The sequence below is a fragment of the Streptomyces sp. SID5643 genome (assembly GCF_009872555.1).
Taxonomy (GTDB): Bacteria; Actinomycetota; Actinomycetes; order Streptomycetales; family Streptomycetaceae; genus Streptomyces; species Streptomyces iakyrus.
Genome location: NZ_WWIC01000203.1, coordinates 44796 through 66315, shown reverse-complemented (window position 1 = coordinate 66315; position 21520 = coordinate 44796). Strand labels below are relative to the sequence as shown.

Here is a 21520-nt window from a genome sequence, read left to right as displayed (position 1 = left end):
ACCCGGACCGACCGGGGAACTCAGGCCTGCGCGCGGTTGCTTCCCCTGCCCTTCGTCTTCGGCAGGGCGAGCTTGATCTCCTCCCGCAGCTCCTGGATCTTCGGATAGCCCGAGTACTCGGCGGTGAGCCGGTACATCTGGCGCAGCCGGTCCCAGGTGCGGTGGGAGGAGTTGGAGCCCATCGACACCAGGGCCAGTCGCGCGTACCGGTCCGCCTGTTCGGGGTCGTCCGCGATGAAGCAGGCCGACGCCATCGACAGGTAGTCGAAGATCTTCGACCGTTGCCGGCCGTCGACCCGCAGGGCCAGGGCCTTCTCCGCGTAGTGCTGCGCATGGGCGGCGGCCCCCGGCTCGAACTCGGCGAGCGTGCGGTAGGCCAGGGCCTGCATGCCGTAGAGGTCCTCCTCCCTGAAGGTCTGCATCCAGTCCGGCGGCGGCACGTCGGCCTTGTCGGAGACGAACAGGTCCTCCGCCCGCCCGAGTGTGCGGCGCATCGCCTGGCCCTTGCCCATGGACGCCTGCGCCCAGGCCTCGATGGTGTAGAGCATCGCCCGGGTGCGCGGCAGCACATCGTCACCGGAGCCGGACGTGGCGAGCTTCATCAGGTCCAGAGCGTCGTCCGGCCGGCCCAGGTGCACCATCTGGCGGGCCGCGCGGGACAGGGCCTCGCCCGCGCGGGGGCGGTCCCCGCCCTCTCTGGCCGCGTGCGCGGCGATGACGAAGTACTTCTGGGCCGTGGGCTCCAGACCGACGTCGTGCGACATCCAGCCCGCGAGGACGGCGAGGTTGGCGGCTACGCCCCACAGGCGCCGCTGGAGATGGGGTGGGTGACGGTAGGCGAGCATGCCGCCCACCTCGTTGAGCTGGCCCACCACGGCCTTGCGCTGGAGCCCGCCGCCGCGGGCCGCGTCCCAGGCGCGGAACACCTCGACCGAGCGCTCCAGTTCCTCGATCTCCTGCGACCCGATGGGGGCGGCCTCGTAGCGGTCGAACCCAGCGGGGTCGGCGTGCAGGTGATGGTCGAGGTCGGGGGCGTCGGCAGCCAGGGAAGGGTCGGTGTGCAGCCAGTCGTACATGGCGCTGCTGAGTGCGGATCCCGCGGCGAGCGCGGCGCCCGCGCCCACCAAGCCGCGTCGGTTGAGCATGAGGTCCATTCCCGTGAATTCGGTGAGGACCGCAGCCGTCCGCTCGGGCGCCCACGGCACGCCGTCAGGAGCTTCGGAGCTCCCGCCGCCCTGCCGTCTCCCCGCACGCCCGTGCCGGACCAGACCGAGGTCCTCGATGGTCACGACACGGCCGAGACGCTCGGTGAACAGGGCCGCCAGCACCCGCGGCACCGGATCGCGCGGGATCTCTCCCGTGTCGATCCACCGCCGCACCCGGGAGGTGTCGGTCGACAGCTGGGGGTGGCCCATGGCCGCCGCCTGCCGGTTGACCAGCCTCGCGAGTTCGCCTTTGGACCAGCCGGCCAGGCCGAACAGGTCCGCGAGCCGGGTGTTGGGTTGTCCGCTCACGTCAAGCCCCCAGGTTCTCGGCTGAGTTGACAGTAGCCCGAGGAGACTTGCCGGGCGACTATTCGCCAGGGTTCGCCAGGGTGCGCCACATGGTGTGCCACGGGCCATCCGGTGTCAGGTAGGAACGCGCCACCCCGACCCGGTCGCCAGGGACACTCCCCAGGGTTCTCCCGGGCCTCCGGGCCGGGTGGTGCGCTGTCGTCGCAGGCACACGAAGGGATCTGTTTCGCCCATGTACGCAGCATCGTCCTCCGTGTCCGCACCGCCCCGGTCGCTGCACCCGCGTCCCACGGACAGCGGCCCCTACCTCGCCCCCGCGCGGCCGGCGGCTCCCGTGCTCGGTGCGGGCAGGGCCAGGCGCGGCGCGGTCATCGGCACCCAACCGCTCAGCGGGAGACTCGACTTGTCCGGCCCCCAGGGCGCGCAGCTGCGCACGGCGATCGCGTCCGTGCACCGCATCTGCCCGGAGTTCGCCCCGGTGCAGGTCCTGCGCCGCAACGGACGGTCCGTGCTCCTGGTCGGTACGACCGGTCGGAGCACGGCTGTCGCCAAGTGTTTACTCGACCACTCCCCCGCCTGGTCCGAGCGGATCCGCCACGAGATAGCGGCGTACCGCTCGTTCGTCCGGCACCGCCCTCCCGTGCGGGCGCCGAGACTGATCGCGGCGGACCCGGACAACTGCACCCTGGTGATCGAGCGGATGCCGGGCCGGGTGGCGGCGCTCCAGCGGCACCCGGTTGAGGCGCCGCCCCGGGCGGACATCAGAGCGGCACTCGGCGCGATCTGCCGGCTGAACGCCTGGCGTCCACCGGCGGGCACGTTCGACGCCCCGCTCGACTACGCGGCCCGGATCTCCCGATACCACGAGCTGGGCCTGCTCACCGACCGGGACCTGGGCGACCTGCAGAAGCTGCTGCACGGCATCGCGCAGACGGCCGGGCGGCAGGGCATGGGCCAGTTCTGCCACGGCGACGCACTGCTGTCGAACATCCTCCTGTCACCGGCCGGTCCAGTGCTGGTGGACTGGGAGCATGCCGGCTGGTACCTGCCGGGTTACGACCTGGCGACGCTGTGGTCGGTGCTCGGGGACGCACCGGTCGCCCGCCGCCAGATCAGCCAGATCGCCCAGTCGGCGGGGCCCGCGTCCAGGGACGCCTTCCTGGTGAACCTGATGCTGGTGCTGACCCGTGAGATCCGTACCTACGAGACGGCCGTGCAGCGTTCCATGCACGACGCGGCCCCGGCGGCACCGGGCACGGCCCACCCGGCTGCTGCGCCGTCCGGCGAGGAGCAGAGGCTGCTGCTGCGGCGGCTGCACGACGACTGCCAGTTGGCCCGGCGCGCCGTGCGCGCGGCGGTCGGCACTCGCTGACGGGGACGAAAGGGCCGCTGCACGCCGGGGGAGGCGTGCAGCGGCCCTTTCGTATGCGGTCGGTTCGGCTCAGCCCTGCTGGAAGAGTTCCGCGGGCAGCGGTTTGAGAAGGGCGTAGAGGTCGTCCGTGATGGGGCGGTCCCAGGCGGCGATGGTCACGAGGACGTTGTCGCTGCGGTCGAACTGCACGCAGGAGATCCGGCTCTCGGAGAGCTTGACGCGCCGCACGATCAGGAGGTTGTCGCCCTGCATCACCGGTACGTCCTCGGTGCTGACGACGGTGACCTCCTCGTCGTTCTCCAGGGCCAGCAGCAGCTGGGCCACCTCGAAGGGGACCTCGCCCTCGGGGACCTCGCGGGCCGGGGAACCCTCCGGCAGATTGCCGATGATCATCGCGGGGCCGCGACCGCCGAACAGGTCGTAGCGCAGGAAGACGCCCTGGCAGGTGCCGTCGGGCGCGGGCAGCAGTCCCGCACCGAGGTTGCCGGGCCAGTCGCCCGGGTCCATGGCCAGTACGTCGAAGTCGGGCCCGGCGGGAGTGGCGCTGCGGCGGCGGAGGAACGACATGTCGCCCATGGTACGTGTCCCGGCCTGCGAAGTGCGGGGCGGGCGGCTCAGAGCGGTGCCTTGTGCCGTCGGTGGTGGCGGGCCGCTCGGGGCGCGGTTGCCGCAGCGGGGTGCGCACCACGAACGGCGCGGGTGCTCCGTGAGGAAGTACCGCACACGACGTGGCGCGTGGCAGGCCCGCGGCCGGTCGCGGCCGGGGCTCGCGAGAACGCGGTCGGGGCGTGTACGAGGGCCACCGTTGCCGGCGGCGGCGCCGTCGGGAAGCCGTAGCGGTTCCTGCCACGGCATGAGGCGGCCTGCGGTCGATCACAGGTACGGCTGTCTCCATGGAGGGCGAGGTCAGCCCGCGGAAGCCGCCGGCGGGACCACGGCGACGGGGCTCGCGGCGTGCAGCAGGACGGCGTGGGTGACCGAGCCCATCATGCGCACGGGTGAGAGCAGACGCCGCCGGTGACGGCCCACGACGACGAGGCCGGCGTCCCGGGAGGCCGCGACGAGGTGGCCGGCCGCGTCGCCCGCCGCCGGGATCAGCTGGATCGGGACGTCAGGGTGCCGCTCGCGGTACGGGGCGAGGAAACCGTCGGCGAGGACGCGGGTCTCCTCCTCGATGAGGTCCTGGTCGACGATCGGCGGGGGCATCTCCCCGGGCATCATCCAGGGCTGCGCCGGCCAGGGGTAGGCGGCGACCGCCTGGAGCCGGGCACCGCGCCGGGCGGCCTCGGCGAAGGCGAACTCCAAGGTGGCCTCGTCGGGGCCGTCCACCTTCAGACCGACGACCACGCGTGGGCCGGGACCGCCCGGTGCCTCGCCGTGGACCTCGCGTCCGGGCCGGGGCACCACGACGACGGGGCATTCGGCGTCGCGTGCGGCGGCCATGCTGTTGGAGCCGAGCAGCAGACTGGCGAAGCCGCCGCGGCCCCGGGAACCGAGCACCAGCAGTTGGGCGGTGGCACCCAGTTCGGGCAGGACCGCACCGGCCGCGCCCTCCAGGCCGACGTACTCCGTGTCCGGCTGGTCGGCACGGCCTTCCAGGTGGGTGCGGACCTGGGTGAGAACGGGGTCGTCCTGCGGGTTCGCGGGCCCGGCGGCGAGGATTTCGGGCTGTGCCCAGTGGGCGTACTGGCGGACGTGCGCCACGCGCAGGGGTGCCGCGCGCCGGCGAGCGGCGTCGACAGCCCACTCCAGGGCGCGCAGGCTGTCGTCCGAACCGTCGACCGCCGCGACGACGGGCAGGGTGCTCATGGGTCCTCACCTCCGGGATCCGGCCGTCCCCTCCTGGGAGCCAGCCTGACTCAGGCGGTCGCTCCGGGACGTCCCCTCCGGTCGCGTGTCCGGAAATGGGAGCGGAACACCCACGGATGGGCCGTCGGCTCCCGGCCGTCCGGAAGGGTCCGGTCCGTCCTCGAGCGAGGAGAGTCCGGCCCGTCCTCAGGTGAGGTCGAACTCTCCTTCCCGCGCTCCCGACACGAACGCGCCCCACTCGGCGGGGGTGAAGATCAGCGAAGGGCTCTCCGGGCGGCCACTGTTCCGCATGGCGATGAAGCCCTCGACGAAGGCGATCTGGACATCCCCCCGCCCTCGGCTGCTGGACTGCCACTGTGCGTTGGTGAGGTCCAGCTCCGGCTTGTCCCAGCCTGTGAGCGCGCGCTGCTGGGTGGTGGTCTCGGCCACGTCCGTGCTCCTCCCGGTTCGTCGTCCGCGGCCAGCCTAGCGATCGCGTCCCACGGCCAACAGGGCACGTGAGGGGGACTTTTCAGGAGGCCGGGGGACGGTCGCCCACGAGCCACATGGAGAAGAACTGCGATCCGCCGCCGTAGGCGTGTCCGAGGACCCGGCGCGCACCGTCCACCTGGTGTTCTCCGGCCTGCCCGCGCACCTGGAGCGCCGCTTCCGCGAAGCGGATCATCCCGGAGGCGCCGATGGGGTTGGTGGACAGTACGCCGCCCGACATGTTGACGGGCAGGTCGCCGTCCAGCTCGGTCACGCCGGACTCGGTGAGCTTCCAGCCCTCGCCCTCGCCGGCGAAGCCGAGGTTCTCCAGCCACATCGGCTCGTACCAGGAGAACGGCACATAGATCTCGGCGCCGTCGATCTCGCGGCGGGGGTCGGTGATCCCGGCCTGCCGGTAGACGTCGGCGGCGCAGTCCTGCCCGGCCCTCGGGGAGACGAAGTCCTTGCCGGCGAAGAGGGTCGGTTCGCTGCGCATCGCGCCGCCGAGCATCCAGGCCGGCGGCCGTGGTGCCCGGGCGGCTCCGGAGCGGTCGGTGAGGATCATGGCGCAGGCACCGTCGGAGGAGGGGCAGGTCTCCGAGTAGCGGATCGGGTCCCACAGCATGGGCGAGGCCATGACCCTGTCGAGGGTGATGTCGTGTTCGTGCAGGTGGGCGTAGGGGTTCTTGAGCGCGTTGCGGCGGTCCTTGTAGGCGACGAGGGCGCCGATCGTCTCGGGCGCGCCGCTGCGGCGCATGTAGGCACGGATGTGCGGTGCGAAGAACCCGCCGGCCCCGGCGAGCAGGGGCTGCTGGAAGGGGATGGGGAGGGACAGGCCCCACATGGCGTTGGACTCGGACTGCTTTTCGAAGGCGAGGGTGAGGACCGTGCCGTGGACGCGGGCCGCGACGAGGTTCGCGGCGACCAGCGCGGTGGAGCCGCCGACGGAGCCGGCGGTGTGCACGCGGAGCATGGGCTTGCCGACGGCGCCGAGGGCGTCGGCGAGGTAGAGCTCCGGCATCATGACGCCCTCGAAGAAGTCGGGCGCCTTGCCGATGACGACGGCGTCGATGTCGGCCCAGGTCAGTTCCGCATCCTGGAGGGCGCGCAGGGCCGCTTCCCGGACCAGTCCGGCGAGGGAGACGTCCCGGTGTGCCGCGACGTGCCTGGTCTGGCCGATGCCGACGACGGCCACGGGCTCCTTGCTCATCGGGGTTCCCCTTCGAGTACGGCGACCAGGTTCTGCTGGAGGCAGGGGCCGGACGTGGCGTGGGCGAGGGCGCGGTCGGACCGGCCGCGGTGGATGCGGGCGGCGGCTTCTCCGATGCGGATGAGGCCGGCGGCCATGATCGGGTTGGCGGCGAGGGCGCCGCCGGAGGGGTTCACGTCCACGTCCTCGCCCAGCCGGAGGGCCTTGCGCAGGACGATCTCCTGTGAGGAGAAGGGCGCGTGCAGTTCGGCGGTGTCCACGGGCCGCTCGAAGGCTCCGGCCCGCTCGGCGGCCAGACGGGTGGACGGCGAGTCGGTCAGATCGCGCACGCCGAGGCCGTGGGCCTCGATGCGGTGGTCGATGCCGCGGATCCAGGCGGGTCGTGGGCACAGGTCACGGGCCCGGTCGCCCGCAGCGAGGATCACGGCCGCCGCTCCGTCGCCGATGGGCGGGCAGTCGCCGGTGCGCAGGGGGTGGACGATGTGGTCGCCCTGCGGCACGGGGCCGCGCAGTTGTGCGTGAGGGTTGGTGGTCGCCGCCTCGCGGTTGCGGGAGGCGACGGAGGCCAGGGCGGGTTCGTCGGTGTCGCCGGCGTCGATGAGGGCCTGGGCCTGGAGGGCGGCGAGGGCCACGGAGTCGGGCCACAGGGGTGCCACGTAGTAGGGGTCGAGCTGGCGGGTCAGGACGTCGCGGACCGAGCCGGGCGAGGACTTGCCGTAGGAGTAGACCAGGGCGGTGTCGGCGTCGCCGGTGAGGAGTTTCGTCCAGGCCTCGTACAGGGCCCAGGCGCCGTCCATCTCGACGTGCGACTCGGAGATCGGGGGCCAGGCGCCGACGCCGTCGAGGGCGAGGGTGAAGGAGAACGCGCGGCCGGCGAGGTAGTCGCTGGAGCCGGAGCAGGTGAAGCCGATGTCGGCGGTCTTCAGGCCGGTGGAGTCGAGGACCTCGTGCAGCACCGGCATCAGCATCTCCACCTCGGAGAGCTCCTCGCTGGTGCGCCGGTGGCCGGTCTGGGCGAAGGCGACGACGGCGATCTCGCGGTCCCGCGGTGCGCTCGTCACAGCAGCTCCTTGTAGGTGTCGTAGTCCGCGTCGGGTTCGCCGGTGGGCCGGTAGTGGTCGGGATAGCGGGCGCCCTCGGTCCAGACGGGTTCGACGCGCAGGCCCATGCGGACCTCGTCGTAGGGGATGCCGCCGATCCGTCCGTGCAGGGCCAGGCCGGCGCCGTCGAGGGCGATGTGGGCGTAGACGTACGGCACCTCGATGTCGAGGTTCTTCGCTTTGATGTTGACGATGCAGAACGTGGTCACCGTGCCGCGCGGACCCACCTCGACCTGCTCGGACGTGGCGACCCCGCAGGTGGGGCACGCGCCCCTCGGGGGGACGTACACCTTGCGGCAGGACGGGCAGCGTTCGCCGACGGTGCGCCGGCCGGAGAGGGCGTTGATGTAGGCGGTCTGGGCGCGCCCCGGCGAGTAGGTGTAGTCGAGGCGGGCGGCGGCGACGATGCCGGTGACGGGGTCCTCGAACTCGCCCGTGTGTCCCGTGGGTCCGGCCCGGTGGCCGTCGTGGGGCTCGAAGCAGGCGATGTCGGTGATGGCGCCGGTGCGTTCGCCCGCCCAGCGGATGCGGACCGGCATGCCCGTGTGCACAGCGGCGGGGCCGGGGGCGTCGAGGGCGTGCAGGAGGGCGGTGTCGGCGCCGTCGAGGCGGACCAGGACCCAGGCGAAGGGGGTGGTGAGGGGCTGGCCGCGGCGGGGGGCGGGGTTCCAGGCCCAGGTGGTGACCGTGCCGGTGGGGGCGACCTCGACCAGATCGCCGAGTTCCCCGGCGGTGACGGGGTCGTACTCGACGGGCGGGACGAGGACACGGCCGTCGGCGGTGCGGACGCCGAGGACGACGCGCTCGCGCAGGCCGGTCAGGAACGCGCTCTGGACGGGGCCGAGGGAGCGGGTGAAGGGGAACTCGACGACGAGGGGGGCTTTGAGGACTTCGGGCATGCCGGAGGGCTCCTTCTCTCGGGCGCGCGGTCAGGCTCGCTTGAAGACGGGCGGTCGCTTCTCCGCGAAGGCTCGGGCGCCCTCCTTGGCGTCGGCGGTGTCGAACACCGGCCAGCCGCGGGCGAGTTCGGCGGCAAGGCCGTCGGACTCGGTCATCCCGGCGGTCTCGTAGACGGAGGCCTTGACGGCTTCGACGGCCAGCGGGCCGCAGGAGTTGATCCGCTCGGCGATCTCCAGGGCTGCGTCGAGTGCCGTGCCGTCGGGGACGACGTGGCCGACCAGGCCGATGGCGGCGGCCTCGCGGGCACTGTAGGGGCGGCCGGTGAGGAGCATCTCCAGGGCGTGGGTGCGCGGGATCTGGCGTTGCAGGCGGACCGTGGAGCCGCCGATCGGGAACAGGCCCCGCCGCACCTCGAACAGGCCGAAGGTGGCGGACTCGGCGGCGACCCGGATGTCGGTGCCCTGGAGCATCTCGGTGCCGCCCGCGACGCACACCCCCTCGACGGCGGCGATCACCGGTTTGCGCGGGCGGTGGTGCCGCAGCATGGCCTTCCAGTGCAGGTCGGGGTCGGCCTTGAGCCGGTCGCGGTACTCCTCTCCGGCCATGCCGTTCCCGGCGAGGGCCTTGAGGTCCATGCCGGAGCAGAACGAGCCGCCCGCGCCGGTGAAGACGATCGAGCGGACCGAGTCGTCCGCGTCGGCCTCCAGCCACCCGTCGTGGAGGCCGACGAGCATCGGCAGCGAGAGCGCGTTCCTGGCTTCCGGCCTGTTGAGCGTGAGCACCAGTGTGGCGCCTTCACGCTGCACGGTGAGGTGTTCCGTCCCGCCCATGGCGAACTCCCGTCTCCTGGAACGAGAACAGGTTGCAGTAGGGCGGGAAGCACTTCAAGAGTTTTCTGACAGTCAGTCAGATTCTTTCGCGGAGGCCCTTCACAGTTGGACCGCCCTTTGCTCTGATGACCGGCGAACCGTCCGATGCCAGGCACGCCCGGGGTCAGGAGGAGCGGTGGAGTACAACCTTGCCGACCTGTTCGAGTCGGTCGTCGACGTCGTCCCCGGCCGTGAGGCGCTGGTGTACGCCGACCATCCCGGCACGGGCGCGGAGCGACGCCTGACGTACGCGGAACTGGACGCGGCGGCCGACCGCGTCGGGCATCACCTGCTCGACAGCGGGATACGCCCCGGCGAGCACCTCGGGCTCCACCTCTACAACGGTGTGGAGTACCTCCAGACGGTGCTCGGCTGCCTGAAGGCGCGGATCGTGCCGGTCAATGTCAACTACCGGTATGTCGAAGAGGAGTTGGTGTACCTCTACCGGGACGCCGACCTGGTGGCGCTGGTCTTCGACGCCGAGTTCACGGACCGGGTGGCGGCTGCGCGTCCCCGGGCGGAGAAGCTACGGCATCTGATCCGGGTGGGCACTCCGCCGCCGGGAGCCGCGGAGGTGCCCTGCACGGAGTTCGCGCAGGCGGAGGCCGCCGGGTCGCCCGAGCGCGGTTTCCCGGCCCGCTCGGGCGACGACCAGTTCATCATCTACACCGGCGGCACGACCGGCATGCCCAAGGGCGTGATGTGGCGGCAGGAGGACCTGTTCTTCGCGGGCCTCGGCGGGGGCGCCCCGACCGGGGAACCGGTGAAGAAGCCGGAGGAGCTCGCCGAGCGGGTCGCGACCGGCGGCGCGGGCATCACGTTCTTCCCGACGGCCCCGCTGATGCACGGCACCTCCACCCTCACCGCGTTCATCGGCTTCAACTTCGGGCAGCGGGTCGTCATCCACCGCAAGTTCGTGCCCGAGGAGGTACTGCGGACCGTGGAGAAGGAGCGGGTCAGCAGCATCTCGCTGGTGGGCGACGCCATGCTGCGGCCGCTGATCGACGCGCTCAGCGGGCCGCTGCGGCACATCGACCGCTCGTCGCTGTTCAGCGTGTCGTCGTCCGGCGCGATCATGTCGGACACGGTGCGCCGGCAGTTCCGGGAACTGGTGCCGAACGCCGTGCTGCTGAACAACTTCGGCTCCTCGGAGTCCGGCTTCAACGGCACGGCGACCGAGGACTCCGGCCCGGAGCGGGGCTTCCGGGTGCGGGTCAACGCCCGCACCCAGGTGGTCGACCCGGCCACGTACGCGCCGGTGCCGGCCGGTGAGGTGGGCCGGATCGCCCAGTGCGGACATGTGCCGCTCGGCTACTACAACGACCCGGTCAAGACCGCCGCGACCTTCTTCGTCAGGGACGGCCGGCGGTGGGTGCTGCTCGGCGACATGGCCACCGTCGACGAGGAGGGCGTGGTCACCGTCCTGGGCCGGGGCTCGCAGTGCATCAACACCGGCGGCGAGAAGGTGTACCCGGAGGAGGTCGAGCAGGCCCTCAAGTCCCATCCGGACGTCTACGACGCGCTCGTGGCGGGGGTGCCGGACCCCCGCTGGGGCCACCACGTGGCGGCGGTGGTGCAACTGCGCGAGGGGGCCTCACGGCTGTCGCTGGAGGACGTCCGCACGCACTGCCGTGACCGGCTCGCCGGCTACAAGATCCCGCGCCGGCTGGTGATCACCGAGTCGATCCAGCGGTCGCCGAGCGGCAAGGCCGACTACCGATGGGCCCGGGAGGTGGCGGTGGCTGCGGACGGGTGATTCTCCGGCCGGAACATTGAACCCCGGATGACGTGCGGACGTACTGGTGGTGGCAGGCTCGGTCTCCGGGCTCTGTCAGCCATGCCAGCAAGACCGCACGGAAGGACCACCGGGTGTCGCCTTTCACTCGCTCCCGTCAGCTCTCGGACCCCACCGAGGGCGGAGCGGAACCGGATGACGGCACGGCGGCAAGGGATGCGGCCGGGGAACAGGCCGAGGCGGACAAGCCGGAGGCGGCACCGGACACGAGTGCGGAGACCGAACCGGACACCGCCCCGAAGACGGCAGCGGACACGTCCACGGACGTCGGCCCGGACACGGCCCCCGGCACGGGTTCCGAAGGGTCCCCCGGTGCGCTGAAGCCCGGCTGGTTCGGCTGGCGCCGCCGCTACCCCCGCGTGGCCCGCGGCGTCAGCGTGGGGACCACCGTGCTGGCGGGTGCCCTCGTGCTGTTCGCGCTGCTCGTGCCGAACCAGGTCGACAAGATCGAGTTCGCCTCGTTCGTCAGGATCCCCGCCGAGGGCGTGCTGCTCGCGGGCCTGCTGCTCGCGCTGCCGCCGAAGGCCCGCCGGGTCACTGCCGTGGTCATGGGTGCGTTCCTCGGGCTGGTCACGATCCTGAAGTTCGTCGACATGGGCTTCTACCAGATCCTCGCCCGCCCCTTCGACCTGGTGCTGGACTGGATCCTGATCGAGAACGGCACGGACTTCCTGAGGGAGACGTTCGGCCGTACCGGCCAGGTGCTGGCCGTGACCGGCGTGATCGTGCTGTTCGTCGCGGTGCTGGTCCTCACGACCCTCTCCGTGGTGCGGCTGACCCGTCTGATGGTCCGGCACCGGCCCGTCGCCGCCCGTACGACGCTGATCCTCGGCACGGCGTGGATGACCTGCATGACCCTGGGCCTGCAGATCGGAACGGTGCCGATCGCCACCAAGGGCAACGCGGAGTTCCTGGGCAACCGGGTCGAGCAGGTCCGGGCGGGCCTGAAGGACGCACGGGTCTTCGAGAAGCAGGCCGCCGTGGACGCCTTCGCGAAGACGCCGCCGGACCAGCTGCTCACGGGACTGCGGGGCAAGGACGTCCTGTTCACGTTCATCGAGAGCTACGGCCGGGTCGCGATCGACGACCCGGCGATGGCGCAGCAGACCGACGCGGTCCTCAAGGAGGGCACCGGCCGGCTGAAGGCGGCCGGGTTCGCCTCGCGCAGCGGCTGGCTGGAGTCGCCGGTGACGGGCGCGGGCAGCTGGCTCGCCCACTCGACCTTCCTGTCCGGACTGTGGATCAAGAACCAGCAGCGGTACCGCAACCTGACCACGAGCGATCGCATGACGCTGACGAACTACTTCGGGAAGACGGGCGCCTGGCGGACCGTCGGCATCGTGCCCGGGGTGCGGCGGGCCTGGCCGGAGGGGAAGTACTTCGGTCTGGACCACATCTACGACTCCGAGCACCTCGGCTACCACGGCCCGTACTTCAGCTGGACGCCGGTGCCCGACCAGTTCAGCATGGAGGCCTTCCAGCGCCTGGAGCACGGCAAGAAGGACCGCGAGCCGATCATGGCGGAGATCATCCTGGCGTCGAGCCACAACCCCTGGTCCCCCATCGCGCGGATGATCGACTGGGACGACCTGGGCGACGGCTCGGTGTTCCACCGGATCAAGAAGGAGGGGACGAACCCCACGGAGGTCTGGAAGGACCCGGAGAAGGTGCGCACCGAGTACCGGCGGGCCATCGAGTACTCGATCCGGAGCCTGACCGAGTGGGTCGAGCGCTACGGCGACGAGGACACGGTGCTGGTCTTCCTCGGCGACCACCAGCCGGTACCGACCGTCACCGCCGGAGACACCGGCAAGGACGTGCCGATCACCATCGTCGCCAAGGACAAGAAGGTCCTGGACCGGATCGCCGGCTGGAACTGGACGGACGGCCTCAAGCCGGCCGCGAACGCCCCCCGGTGGGGCATGGACAGGTTCCGCGACCGCTTCATGACGGCGTACGGTCCGCAGGGCTGAGGAAGTCCTCCACGGCCGCGAGGAACTCCTCCGGGCGGGCCTCGTGGACGAGATGCCCCGCGTCGACGGTGATGTGCCGGGCGTCGGGGAGCCGTTCGGCGAAGGCGGCGATCTGCTCCTGCGGGATCAGGCTGCCCGGCCCGCCGCCGATCAGCAGCGTGGGGCTCGTGATCCGCCCCATGTGCTCCCACCACTCGGGGTTCGGTGCGTTGCGCTGTTCGTCGGTGGCGAGGATCATCGCCCAGTCGTACGGCAGGTCCCCGGCGGGCCGTTCGGCGGGTGGGCGCGGCGGGTCCAGCGGGAAGGGCGCGGGCACGTCCTCCAGGACGAGCCTCCGGACGAGTTCCGGTCCGCGCTGGGCGAGCAGGTAGGCGACGGCGCCGCCGAGCGAGTGGCCCACGACGTCGGCGCTCTCGATGCCGAGCGTGCGGAGGAAGGCGTGAACGTCGTCACGCAAAGTCTCGTACGCGTATCCGCCGGGCCAGTCGCTGCGGCCGTGTCCGCGCAGGTCGGGGGCGTACACCCGGCGGGGTCCCGCTCCCCCCGTGGCCAGGGCCGGGGCGATCTCCGCCCAGTCGCTGCCGTCGGCCCCACGGGCGTGCAGCAACAGAAGGGGCGGGGCGTCCTGCGGTCCCCAGACGCGGTAGGCCTGGGTGATGCCGTTCGCCCGTAGGGTGCGCGGTCGGTTGTCCATACCGGGACGGTAGGCGAGGGGCGCTGCCGGGCCGGGGCCGTTCTGCCGACAGCAGAGGGGCGCCCGTCGCGTCAGGCGAAGAAACCGGCCACGCGCTGCACGAACCGGTCCGGGTCGTCGAGCCACGGGTAGTGCCCCGCCCCCGGCTGGACCGTGAACTCGGCGGCCGGGAAGGCCTGTGCGGCCTGCCGGGCGAGCGCCGGGCCGGGGCCGCCGTCGACTCCACCGGCCAGGACGAGTACGGGAGTTCTCACCCGGGCGAGCGCACGGCGGGTCGCGTCCGGTTCGTAGGCGCCGTCGGCACCGTAGACCTCCGCCGCGTCGTCGTTGGTCTCGGCCTCCTCACGGTCGGCGTGGGCCCGGGCGGAGTCGTCCCACCGTCCGTAGAAGAACGGGAGGAACGCCGGGTCGAAGTCGCCCTTGCCCTCCAGCCAGGCTTCGAACGGCGGGAAGGCGTCCGCGAACCAGGGTTCGGACGCGCGCAGTCGGGCCGCCGCCAGCCGGTCCCGGGCCGTCGCCGGCATGCCGAGGGCCCACGGTGTGGCGGTGATCAGCGCCAGCCGTCCCAGCCGCCGCGGATGACGGGCCGCGTACAGCACGGCGAGACTGCCGCCCGCCGAGTGCGCGAGCACGTCCATCCGCTCACGTCGCAGGTGGAGCCGCAACGCCTCGACGTCGTCCACGAGCCGGTCGCAGCGGTACGTGCCCGGGTCCGCCGGCAGCTCGGACTCCCCCGTGCCGCGCAGGTCGAGCAGCACCAGCTGCCGGTGGGCGTCCAGTCCGCCCAGGTTCCCCAGGTAGGCCGAGGCCCGCATGGGGCCGCCGGGCAGCACGACGAGCGGCTCGCCCTCGCCGCGCAGGTGGTAGGTGAGTCGGGTCCCGTCCGGGGCACGGAAGGTCGGCATGCCGCCGATCCTGGTGTCCTGGGCCGGTCCGGCACAACCGGGTTCTCCGGCTCGTGTGCGCTACCGCGTCCCGAGTTCGTTCCTCAGCTGCCGTTTGAGGATCTTCCCGCTGGCGTTGCGCGGGAGTTCGTCCACGAAGACCACCCGCTTCGGCGCCTTGAAGGGGGCGAGTTTCCCGCGGACGTGGTCGATCAGTTCCGCTTCGGAGACCTCGCCGCGTGGTACGACGACGGCCGTCACCGCCTCGATCCAGCGCTCGTCCGGCAGGCCCACGACCGCGGCCTCGGCGACGGCGGGATGGGTGTACAGCGCGTCCTCGACCTGGCGTGAGGCGACGACGACGCCACCGGAGTTGATGACGTCCTTCACCCGGTCGACGATCGTGTAGTAGCCGTGCGCGTCACGTACCGCGAGGTCGCCGGAGCGGAACCAGCCGTCGCGGAAGGCCTCGGCGGTCTCCTCGGGCTTGTCCCAGTAGCCCTCGCACAGCTGCGGGGAGCGGTAGACGATCTCACCGGGGGTGCCGTCGGGTACGTCCTTGCCGTCCTCGTCGACGACACGCGCGTCCACGAACAGCACGGGCCGGCCGCAGGAGTCCATGCGGCCCTTGTGCTCGTCGGGCGCGAGCACGGTGGCGAGGGGGCCGATCTCACTCTGGCCGAAGCAGTTGTAGAAGGCCAGGCCCGGCAGGCGCTCCCGGAGCCGCTCGAGTACGGGGACCGGCATGATCGAGGCGCCGTAGTAGGCCTTGCGCAGTCCGCTCAGGTCGCGGGTGGCGAAGTCGGGGCGTCCGGCCAGGGCGATCCAGACGGTGGGCGGCGCGAACAGGCTGTCCGCCCGGCCCGATTCGATCAGGTCGAAGAGCCGGTCGCCGTCGGGCGCGTCGAGGATGATGTTCGTCGCGCCGACGGTGAGGCAGGGCAGCAGGAAGACGTGCATCTGCGCCGAGTGGTACAGCGGCAGGGAGTGCACGGGCCGGTCGCCCGCGCTGAGGTCGAGGGCCGTGATCGCGCTCAGGTACTCGTGCACCAGGGCCCGGTGCGTCATCATCGCGCCCTTGGGCAGGGCGGTCGTGCCGGAGGTGTACAGCAGTTGCACGAGGTCTTCGGTGCGCGGCTCGGGGCCGTCGTACACGGGCGCGCCGGGCAGCCGCGCGAGCAGCGAGTCGTCGGCCTCGCGCAGGGGCAACGCCCGTACGTCTTCCGGCAGTCGCGGCGCGAGGTCCGGGTCGGTGAGGACGAGGGCGCTGCCGGACTGTCCGACGATGTAGGCGAGGTCGTCGCCGGTCAGGTTCTGGTTGACGGGCACGTGCACCAGTCCGGCGCGGGCGCAGGCCAGGAAGGCGATCAGGTAGGCGTCGGAGTTGTGGCCGTAGGCGCCCACCCGGTCGCCGGGGGTCAGCCCCTGGCCGAGGAGGACGCTCGCCGCGCGGGAGACGGCGGTGTCGAGTTCGTCGTATGTCCAGCTCCGCTCGGCGTACTCCACCGCGACGCGCGCCGGGGTCCGCCGGGCGCTGCGCCGCAGGACCGCGTCGACCGTGCTGCCGTGTCCGGACGTCGTCATGACACATGATCCTCGGTTCACGGCCCGTGGAGGTCAAGGACCCCGATAGGCAGGGCCAGGGGCGGTGTTGGGCCATGAGCAACCCGGCCGGTGCCGACGGCGTCCGGTGTCATGAAGCCGACAGACCTGCGAACCAGGTCCGTGCCGTCGGCGTTTCCATCCCCCGACGATGTTGGAGGGCACGATGCGCGGTCGTCTGAGACGACTCGTTCTCGGGGCCACGGCCCTGTTCACCGCCGCGTCCGCGTTACCCGCGGCAGCCGCCACGAGCCAGCAGCGAGCGGAGCAGCACCCGTCCCACGACGGGCTGTCCGCCGTCATCCGCTACACCGAGTACGGCATCCCGCACATTCTCGCGAAGAGCTACGCCGGTCTGGGCTTCGGTACGGGCTGGGCGCAGGCCGCCGACGAGGTGTGCACGCTCGCCGACGGGTTCGTGACGCTGCGGGGCGAGCGGTCCCGGTACTTCGGTGCCGACGCGTCCGCCGGCGGCGATCTTTCGGCGGCCAGGACGAACCTCGCCAGCGACCTGTACTTCCGCGGGGTCCGCGAGACCCGCACGGTGCAGAAGCATCTCGCCGAACCCGCCCCCGTGGGGCCGAGCCGTGAGGTCCGGGCCATGATGCGGGGCTGGGCCGCCGGTTACAACGCCTGGCTGAAGCAGAAGAGGGTCACGGATCCGGCTTGTGCGGGCGCGTCCTGGGTGCGGCCGGTCACCGAACTGGACGTGGCGGCCCGCGGCCTGGCCATCGCGTCGATATCCGGCCAGGGCCGGTTCGTCGATACGATCACGGCCGCGGTGCCGCCGGCCGGCGGCACCGCGCCCTCCGGCGCTCCGTCCGACCGCCCACCCGGCGCGAAGGCCGTGGCGAAGGCGGCGGAGGAGCTGTGGGGCGACCCGGGCATGGGCTCCAACGCGGTCGCCTTCCGCGGTGACACGACGGCGAACGGCCGTGGTCTGCTGCTGGGCAACCCGCACTACCCGTGGGACGGCGGTCGCCGGTTCTGGCAGTCGCAGCAGACGATCCCGGGCGAGCTGAACGTGTCCGGCGGATCCCTGCTCGGCACCCCGGCGGTCTCCATCGGGTTCAACGCACATGTGGCGTGGAGCCACACGGTCTCCACCGGCATCCCGGCCAACGTCCACCAGCTGACGCTCGATCCGTCCGATCCCACCACGTACCTCGTGGACGGCAGGCCGGAGCGCATGACGAAGCGGACCGTGACGGTCGCCGTGAAGGACGGCGCGCCGGTCACCCGCACCCAGTGGTGGACCCGCTACGGCCCGGTCGTCACCTCCCTCAGCCCCCAGGTCCCGCTGCCGTGGACCGGGAAGACGGCGTACGCCCTCAACGACCCCAACGCCGCGAACCTCCGTTTCGCCGACACCTCGCTCGGCTTCGGCAAGGCGCGGAGCACGGCCGACGTCCTCGCCTCCCTCGACCGGCACCAGGGACTCCCTTGGGTGAACACGCTCGCCGCCGACCGTGCGGGGCACTCCCTCTTCACCCAGTCGCAGGTCCTCCCCCGCATCACCGACGGCCTGGCCCGGCGCTGCTCGACGGAGCTGGGCAGGACCACGTACCCGGCGTCCGGGATCGCGATCCTCGACGGCTCGCGCGGCGACTGCGCTCTCGGCGGTGACGCCGACGCCGTCGTGCCGGGGATCTTCGGCCCGGCGAGGATGCCGACGCTGAAGGACGCCCCGTACGCGGAGAACTCCAACGGCACCGCGTGGATGACGAACACCGACCGGCCGCTCACCGGCTATGAGCGGATCTTCGGCACGGCCGGCACACAGCTCGGCCTGCGCACCCGTGGCGCGCTGGAGGACGTGGCGGCGATGGCGGACCGCGGCGGCCTGACCGTACGCGACCTGCAACGGCAGCAGTTCGCCAACCGGGTGCCGGCGGGTGATCTCGCCGCCGGTGACGTGGCGCGGGCGTGCGCCGCGCTGCCCGGGGGCGCCGCGACGGGCAGCGACGGCAAGGCCGTCGACGTGTCGGAGGCCTGCGGGGTGCTGAAGGCGTGGGACCGCACCATGGACAGCGGAAGCCGGGGAGCGCTGCTCTTCGACCGGTTCTGGCGCAGGCTCGAACAGGCCGTGCCGACGGACCAGTTGTGGAAGGTGCCGTTCTCGGCGGCGGATCCGGTCCGCACGCCGAACACCCTGAACACGGACGCACCCGGCTTCGCCACCGCCCTCGCCGACGCGGTGGCCGAACTGCGGGCCGCTGGCATCGCGCTCGACGCACCGCTCGGCGCGCACCAGTTCGTCGTCCGCGACGGCGAGCGTCTGCCCGTACCGGGCGGCGCGGGGCGGCTCGGTGTGTGGAACGTGATCGAGCCGGCGTGGGACGCGACCGCCGGCGGGTACACGCAGGTGCCGTTCGGCTCCAGCCACCTCCAGGCGGTCGGCTGGGACGGCAGTCGCTGCCCGGTGGCGCGCACGCTGCTGACGTACTCCCAGTCGTCGAACCCGAAGTCGCCGCACCACGCCGACCAGACCCGGCTGTTCTCCGGTGAGCGGTGGGTGACCTCGCGCTTCTGCGAGAAGGACATCGCGTCCTCGCCGAAGCTGAAGGTGGTGCGGGTGCACGAACACCGCTGACCACCGGGGGGGGTGCCGGGCGGGCTCACACCGGGCGCGCCCGGCCCTCCCAGTACGGTTCCCGCAGCCGTCGCTTGTACAGCTTGCCGTTGGGGTCGCGGGGCATCTCGGTGATGAAGTCGACGCTCCGGGGCCGCTTGTAGCCGGCGAGCCGGTGGGCGCAGTGGTCGAGGAGGTCGGCGGCGAGGGCGGGCCCCGGGCGGTGTCCGGGGGCCGGTTCCACGACCGCCTTGACCTCCTCGCCCCAGTCGTCGTGCGGGATTCCGAAGACGGCGGCGTCCGCGACGGCCGGGTGGGCGAGCAGGGCCGACTCGATCTCGGCCGGGTAGATGTTGACGCCGCCGGAGATGATCAGGTCGATCTTGCGGTCGCGCAGGAAGAGGTACCCGTCCTCGTCGAGGTGGCCGAGGTCGCCGACGGTGAAGAAGTCGCCGATGCGGTTCTTGCGGGTCTTGGCCTCGTCCTTGTGGTACGAGAAGCCGCCGGTGTTCATCTTCATGTAGACGGTGCCGAGTTCACCGGGCGGCAGCCGGTTGCCGTCGTCGTCGAAGACCGCGAGTTCGCTGATGGGCCAGGCCTTGCCGACGGTGCCGGGCCTCTTCAGCCAGTCCTCGGCGGTGGCGAAGGCGCCGCCTCCCTCGCTGGCCGCGTAGTACTCCTCCACGCACGGCCCCCACCAGTCGAGCATGGCCCGTTTCACATGGTCGGGGCAGGGCGCGGCGCCGTGGATGGCGTGGCGCATCGAGGAGACGTCGTAGCGGTCCTTCACCTCGCCGGGCAGGGCCAGCAGGCGGTGGAACTGGGTGGGAACCATATGGGTGTGGGTGCAGCGGTGGGCGGCGATGAGGCGGAGCATCTCCTCGGGTGTCCACTTGTCCATGAGGACCAGCCGGTGGCCGATGTGCAGCGACGCGCCGGCGAACTGGAGAACGGCCGTGTGGTACAGCGGCGAGCAGACCAGGTGCACGTTGCCGTCGAACGGGCGGATGCCGAAGATGCCGAGGAACCCCCCGAGGTAGGCCTCCTCCGGCGGCTTGCCGGGCAGGGGGCGGCGGATGCCGCGGGGGCGCCCGGTGGTACCGGAGGTGTAGTTCATGACCCAGCCGAGGGTGCGGTCGGCGGGCGGTGACCCGGGCTGTCCGGTGAGGAGTTCGACGTACGGGCGGAAGCCCTGGACCGGGCCGACGGCGTACCGGTGCGTGTGCGGCAGACCGGCCTCGTCGGCGGCGGCGCGGGCCGCGTCGGCGAAGCGCTCGTGGGCGAGGAGGACCTTGGCGCCGGAGTCGGAGACGATCCAGGCGATCTCCGGTCCGACCAGGTGGTGGTTGACGGGCACGAGGTAGAACCCGGCCTGGCTGGCGGCGAGGTACGCGGTGAGGAACTCGACGCCGTTCGGCAGGACCACCGCGAAGGTGTCACCGCGTTCCAGTCCGGCCGTGCGCAAGCCGTGCACGAGCCGGTTGGCGGCGGCGTGCAGGCGTCCGGCGGTCCACTCCTCGCCGTCGGGGGCGACCAGGACCGCGCGGTCGGGGTCGGCGGTGGCCTGGGCCCAGAAGCCCACGGGCGCTCGGGTGTTCACTGTCCGCTCCTTCCGGCGATGCGGTTGACGCGGTCCACGGCCCGCTGGAAGCCGCGGGTGAGGTCGTCGAAGACCGCCTGGACACTGCGTTCGCTGGTCATCCGGCCGACGATCTGTCCGACCGGGGTGCCGAGCAGCGGGTCGACCTCGTACTTCTGGATGCGCGACACGGCCTCGGCGACGAGCAGCCCTTGCAGGGGCATGGGCAGGGTGCCGGGCCCGTCCGGGTCGTCCCAGGCGTCGGTCCACTCGGTGCGCAACTGGCGTGCCGGTTTGCCGGTGAGCGCCCGGGACCGGACGGTGTCCCCGGAGCCGGCCGCGAGGAGCTTGCGGGTCAGGGCGGGTGAGTGGAGGCCCGCTTCCGTGGTGGTCAGCCACAGGGAGCCCAGCCACACCCCCTGGGCGCCGAGGGCGAGCGCGGCGGCCACCTGCTGCCCGCTGCCGATGCCGCCGGCGGCCAGCACGGGCAACGGGTCGACGGCGTCGACGACCTCCGGGGTGAGCACCATGGAGGCGATCTCGCCGGTGTGGCCGCCCGCCTCGTAGCCCTGCGCCACGACGATGTCGATCCCGGCGTCCCGGTGCTTGCGGGCGTGCCGGGCACTGCCCGCGAGTGCGGCGACGAGGACGTCCCGGTCATGGGCGCGGGCGATGACGTCGGCGGGCGGTGAGCCGAGGGCGTTGGCGAGGAGCCGGATCGGGTAGTCGAAGGCGACGTCGAGCTGGCTGCGGGCGACCTGCTCCATCCAGCCCGTGATGCGCCAGCCGGACGCCTCGCCCTCGGCGAGCTCGGGCACGCCGTGTTGTGCGAGGGTGTCCCGGACGAACTGCCGGTGGCCTTCGGGGATCATCGCCTCGACGTCGGCCTCCGTGACGCCCTCGACCTTCTTCGCCGGCATGACGACGTCCAGGCCGTAGGGCCTGCCGTCGACGTGTGCCTCGATCCAGTCCAGGTCGCGTTTGAGCTCGTCGGGGGCGGTGTAGCGAACCGCGCCGAGCACGCCGAAGCCGCCGGCCCGGCTGATGGCCGCGGCGACGGCGGGGAACGGCGTGAAGCCGAAGACGGCGTGCTCGATTCCCAGTGTCTGGCTCAGCTCCGTCTGCATGGGCGCAGGATGCCGGAGTCCTCCGGAGGACGGAAGGGGTTTTCTGATGCTC

The 21520-nt window shown here is 72.1% G+C and carries 16 protein-coding genes and 2 pseudogenes; 4 read left to right on the top strand and 14 right to left on the bottom strand.

Annotation, left to right across the window (positions count from 1 at the left end):
• Window positions 1–20: 20 nt before the first annotated feature.
• Window positions 21–1514, bottom strand: coding sequence for a DNA-binding protein NsdB (locus GTY56_RS22965; RefSeq protein WP_161367217.1), 1494 nt, complete (start codon window positions 1512–1514; stop codon window positions 21–23).
• A 232-nt stretch (window positions 1515–1746) separates the two neighbouring features.
• Here GTY56_RS22965 and GTY56_RS22960 point away from each other — a divergent pair, with 232 nt between their 5' ends.
• The gene (locus GTY56_RS22960; RefSeq protein ID WP_161367216.1) at window positions 1747–2886 is read left to right on the top strand and encodes an aminoglycoside phosphotransferase family protein; all 1140 of its coding nucleotides are present in this window, start codon (window positions 1747–1749) and stop codon (window positions 2884–2886) included.
• A gap of 69 nt (window positions 2887–2955) precedes the next feature.
• Here GTY56_RS22960 and GTY56_RS22955 read toward each other — a convergent pair whose 3' ends face one another.
• The 8 genes and pseudogenes from GTY56_RS22955 to GTY56_RS22925 all read right to left on the bottom strand — a co-directional run bounded on the left by GTY56_RS22955 (window position 2956) and on the right by GTY56_RS22925 (window position 9203).
• The gene (locus tag GTY56_RS22955) at window positions 2956–3453 is read right to left on the bottom strand and encodes a glycosyltransferase family protein (protein ID WP_062931252.1); all 498 of its coding nucleotides are present in this window, start codon (window positions 3451–3453) and stop codon (window positions 2956–2958) included.
• A 135-nt stretch (window positions 3454–3588) separates the two neighbouring features.
• Window positions 3589–3741 (bottom strand): annotated as a pseudogene (locus tag GTY56_RS41385) (hypothetical protein); the annotation flags it as partial.
• A gap of 51 nt (window positions 3742–3792) precedes the next feature.
• Entirely contained in the window at window positions 3793–4695 is a 903-nt protein-coding gene (locus GTY56_RS22950) for a universal stress protein (RefSeq protein ID WP_161367215.1), read from the bottom strand.
• A gap of 186 nt (window positions 4696–4881) precedes the next feature.
• Complete coding sequence (locus tag GTY56_RS22945; RefSeq protein WP_161367214.1) at window positions 4882–5124, bottom strand: DUF397 domain-containing protein; 243 nt, start codon at window positions 5122–5124, stop codon at window positions 4882–4884.
• An 82-nt stretch (window positions 5125–5206) separates the two neighbouring features.
• Window positions 5207–6373: a thiolase family protein gene (locus tag GTY56_RS22940; protein WP_161367213.1), complete on the bottom strand. Its 1167-nt coding sequence runs from the start codon at window positions 6371–6373 to the stop codon at window positions 5207–5209.
• The gene (locus tag GTY56_RS22935) at window positions 6370–7434 is read right to left on the bottom strand and encodes a thiolase family protein (protein WP_161367212.1); all 1065 of its coding nucleotides are present in this window, start codon (window positions 7432–7434) and stop codon (window positions 6370–6372) included. Before GTY56_RS22935 ends, GTY56_RS22940 begins: the two co-directional genes overlap by 4 nt.
• On the bottom strand, window positions 7431–8372 hold the full coding sequence (locus GTY56_RS22930) for a Zn-ribbon domain-containing OB-fold protein (protein WP_161367211.1): 942 nt from the start codon (window positions 8370–8372) through the stop codon (window positions 7431–7433). The genes GTY56_RS22935 and GTY56_RS22930 overlap by 4 nt, the downstream gene beginning before the upstream one ends.
• 30 nt (window positions 8373–8402) lie before the next feature.
• Window positions 8403–9203 carry a crotonase/enoyl-CoA hydratase family protein gene (locus GTY56_RS22925; RefSeq protein ID WP_161367210.1) on the bottom strand — a complete coding sequence of 267 codons (801 nt, stop codon included), beginning with the start codon at window positions 9201–9203 and terminating at the stop codon, window positions 8403–8405.
• A 175-nt stretch (window positions 9204–9378) separates the two neighbouring features.
• Between GTY56_RS22925 and GTY56_RS22920 the strand changes: the two genes are divergently transcribed.
• Window positions 9379–10998 (top strand): AMP-binding protein, encoded by a 1620-nt coding sequence (locus tag GTY56_RS22920; protein WP_161367209.1) that lies wholly within the window; start codon window positions 9379–9381, stop codon window positions 10996–10998.
• A 113-nt stretch (window positions 10999–11111) separates the two neighbouring features.
• The gene (locus tag GTY56_RS22915; protein WP_161367208.1) at window positions 11112–13010 is read left to right on the top strand and encodes an LTA synthase family protein; all 1899 of its coding nucleotides are present in this window, start codon (window positions 11112–11114) and stop codon (window positions 13008–13010) included.
• On the opposite strand, the pseudogene GTY56_RS22910 reads toward GTY56_RS22915, so the two are convergent.
• The 3 genes and pseudogenes from GTY56_RS22910 to GTY56_RS22900 all read right to left on the bottom strand — a co-directional run.
• Window positions 12982–13704 (bottom strand): annotated as a pseudogene (locus GTY56_RS22910) (alpha/beta fold hydrolase); the annotation flags it as partial. The gene GTY56_RS22915 and the pseudogene GTY56_RS22910 sit on opposite strands and share 29 nt — an antisense overlap.
• A gap of 71 nt (window positions 13705–13775) precedes the next feature.
• Window positions 13776–14609 (bottom strand): alpha/beta fold hydrolase, encoded by an 834-nt coding sequence (locus tag GTY56_RS22905; RefSeq protein WP_161367206.1) that lies wholly within the window; start codon window positions 14607–14609, stop codon window positions 13776–13778.
• A 60-nt stretch (window positions 14610–14669) separates the two neighbouring features.
• On the bottom strand, window positions 14670–16172 hold the full coding sequence (locus GTY56_RS22900) for an acyl-CoA synthetase (RefSeq protein WP_161367205.1): 1503 nt from the start codon (window positions 16170–16172) through the stop codon (window positions 14670–14672).
• 184 nt (window positions 16173–16356) lie between these two features.
• Between GTY56_RS22900 and GTY56_RS22895 the strand changes: the two genes are divergently transcribed.
• The gene (locus GTY56_RS22895; RefSeq protein ID WP_161367204.1) at window positions 16357–18783 is read left to right on the top strand and encodes a penicillin acylase family protein; all 2427 of its coding nucleotides are present in this window, start codon (window positions 16357–16359) and stop codon (window positions 18781–18783) included.
• Between the two features lie 25 nt (window positions 18784–18808).
• Here GTY56_RS22895 and GTY56_RS22890 read toward each other — a convergent pair whose 3' ends face one another.
• Together GTY56_RS22890 and GTY56_RS22885 are read right to left on the bottom strand one after the other, a co-directional pair.
• Complete coding sequence (locus GTY56_RS22890) at window positions 18809–20362, bottom strand: AMP-binding protein (protein WP_161367203.1); 1554 nt, start codon at window positions 20360–20362, stop codon at window positions 18809–18811.
• Window positions 20359–21468 (bottom strand): NAD(P)H-dependent flavin oxidoreductase, encoded by a 1110-nt coding sequence (locus tag GTY56_RS22885; RefSeq protein ID WP_161367202.1) that lies wholly within the window; start codon window positions 21466–21468, stop codon window positions 20359–20361. Before GTY56_RS22885 ends, GTY56_RS22890 begins: the two co-directional genes overlap by 4 nt.
• Between the last annotated feature and the right edge of the window lie 52 nt (window positions 21469–21520).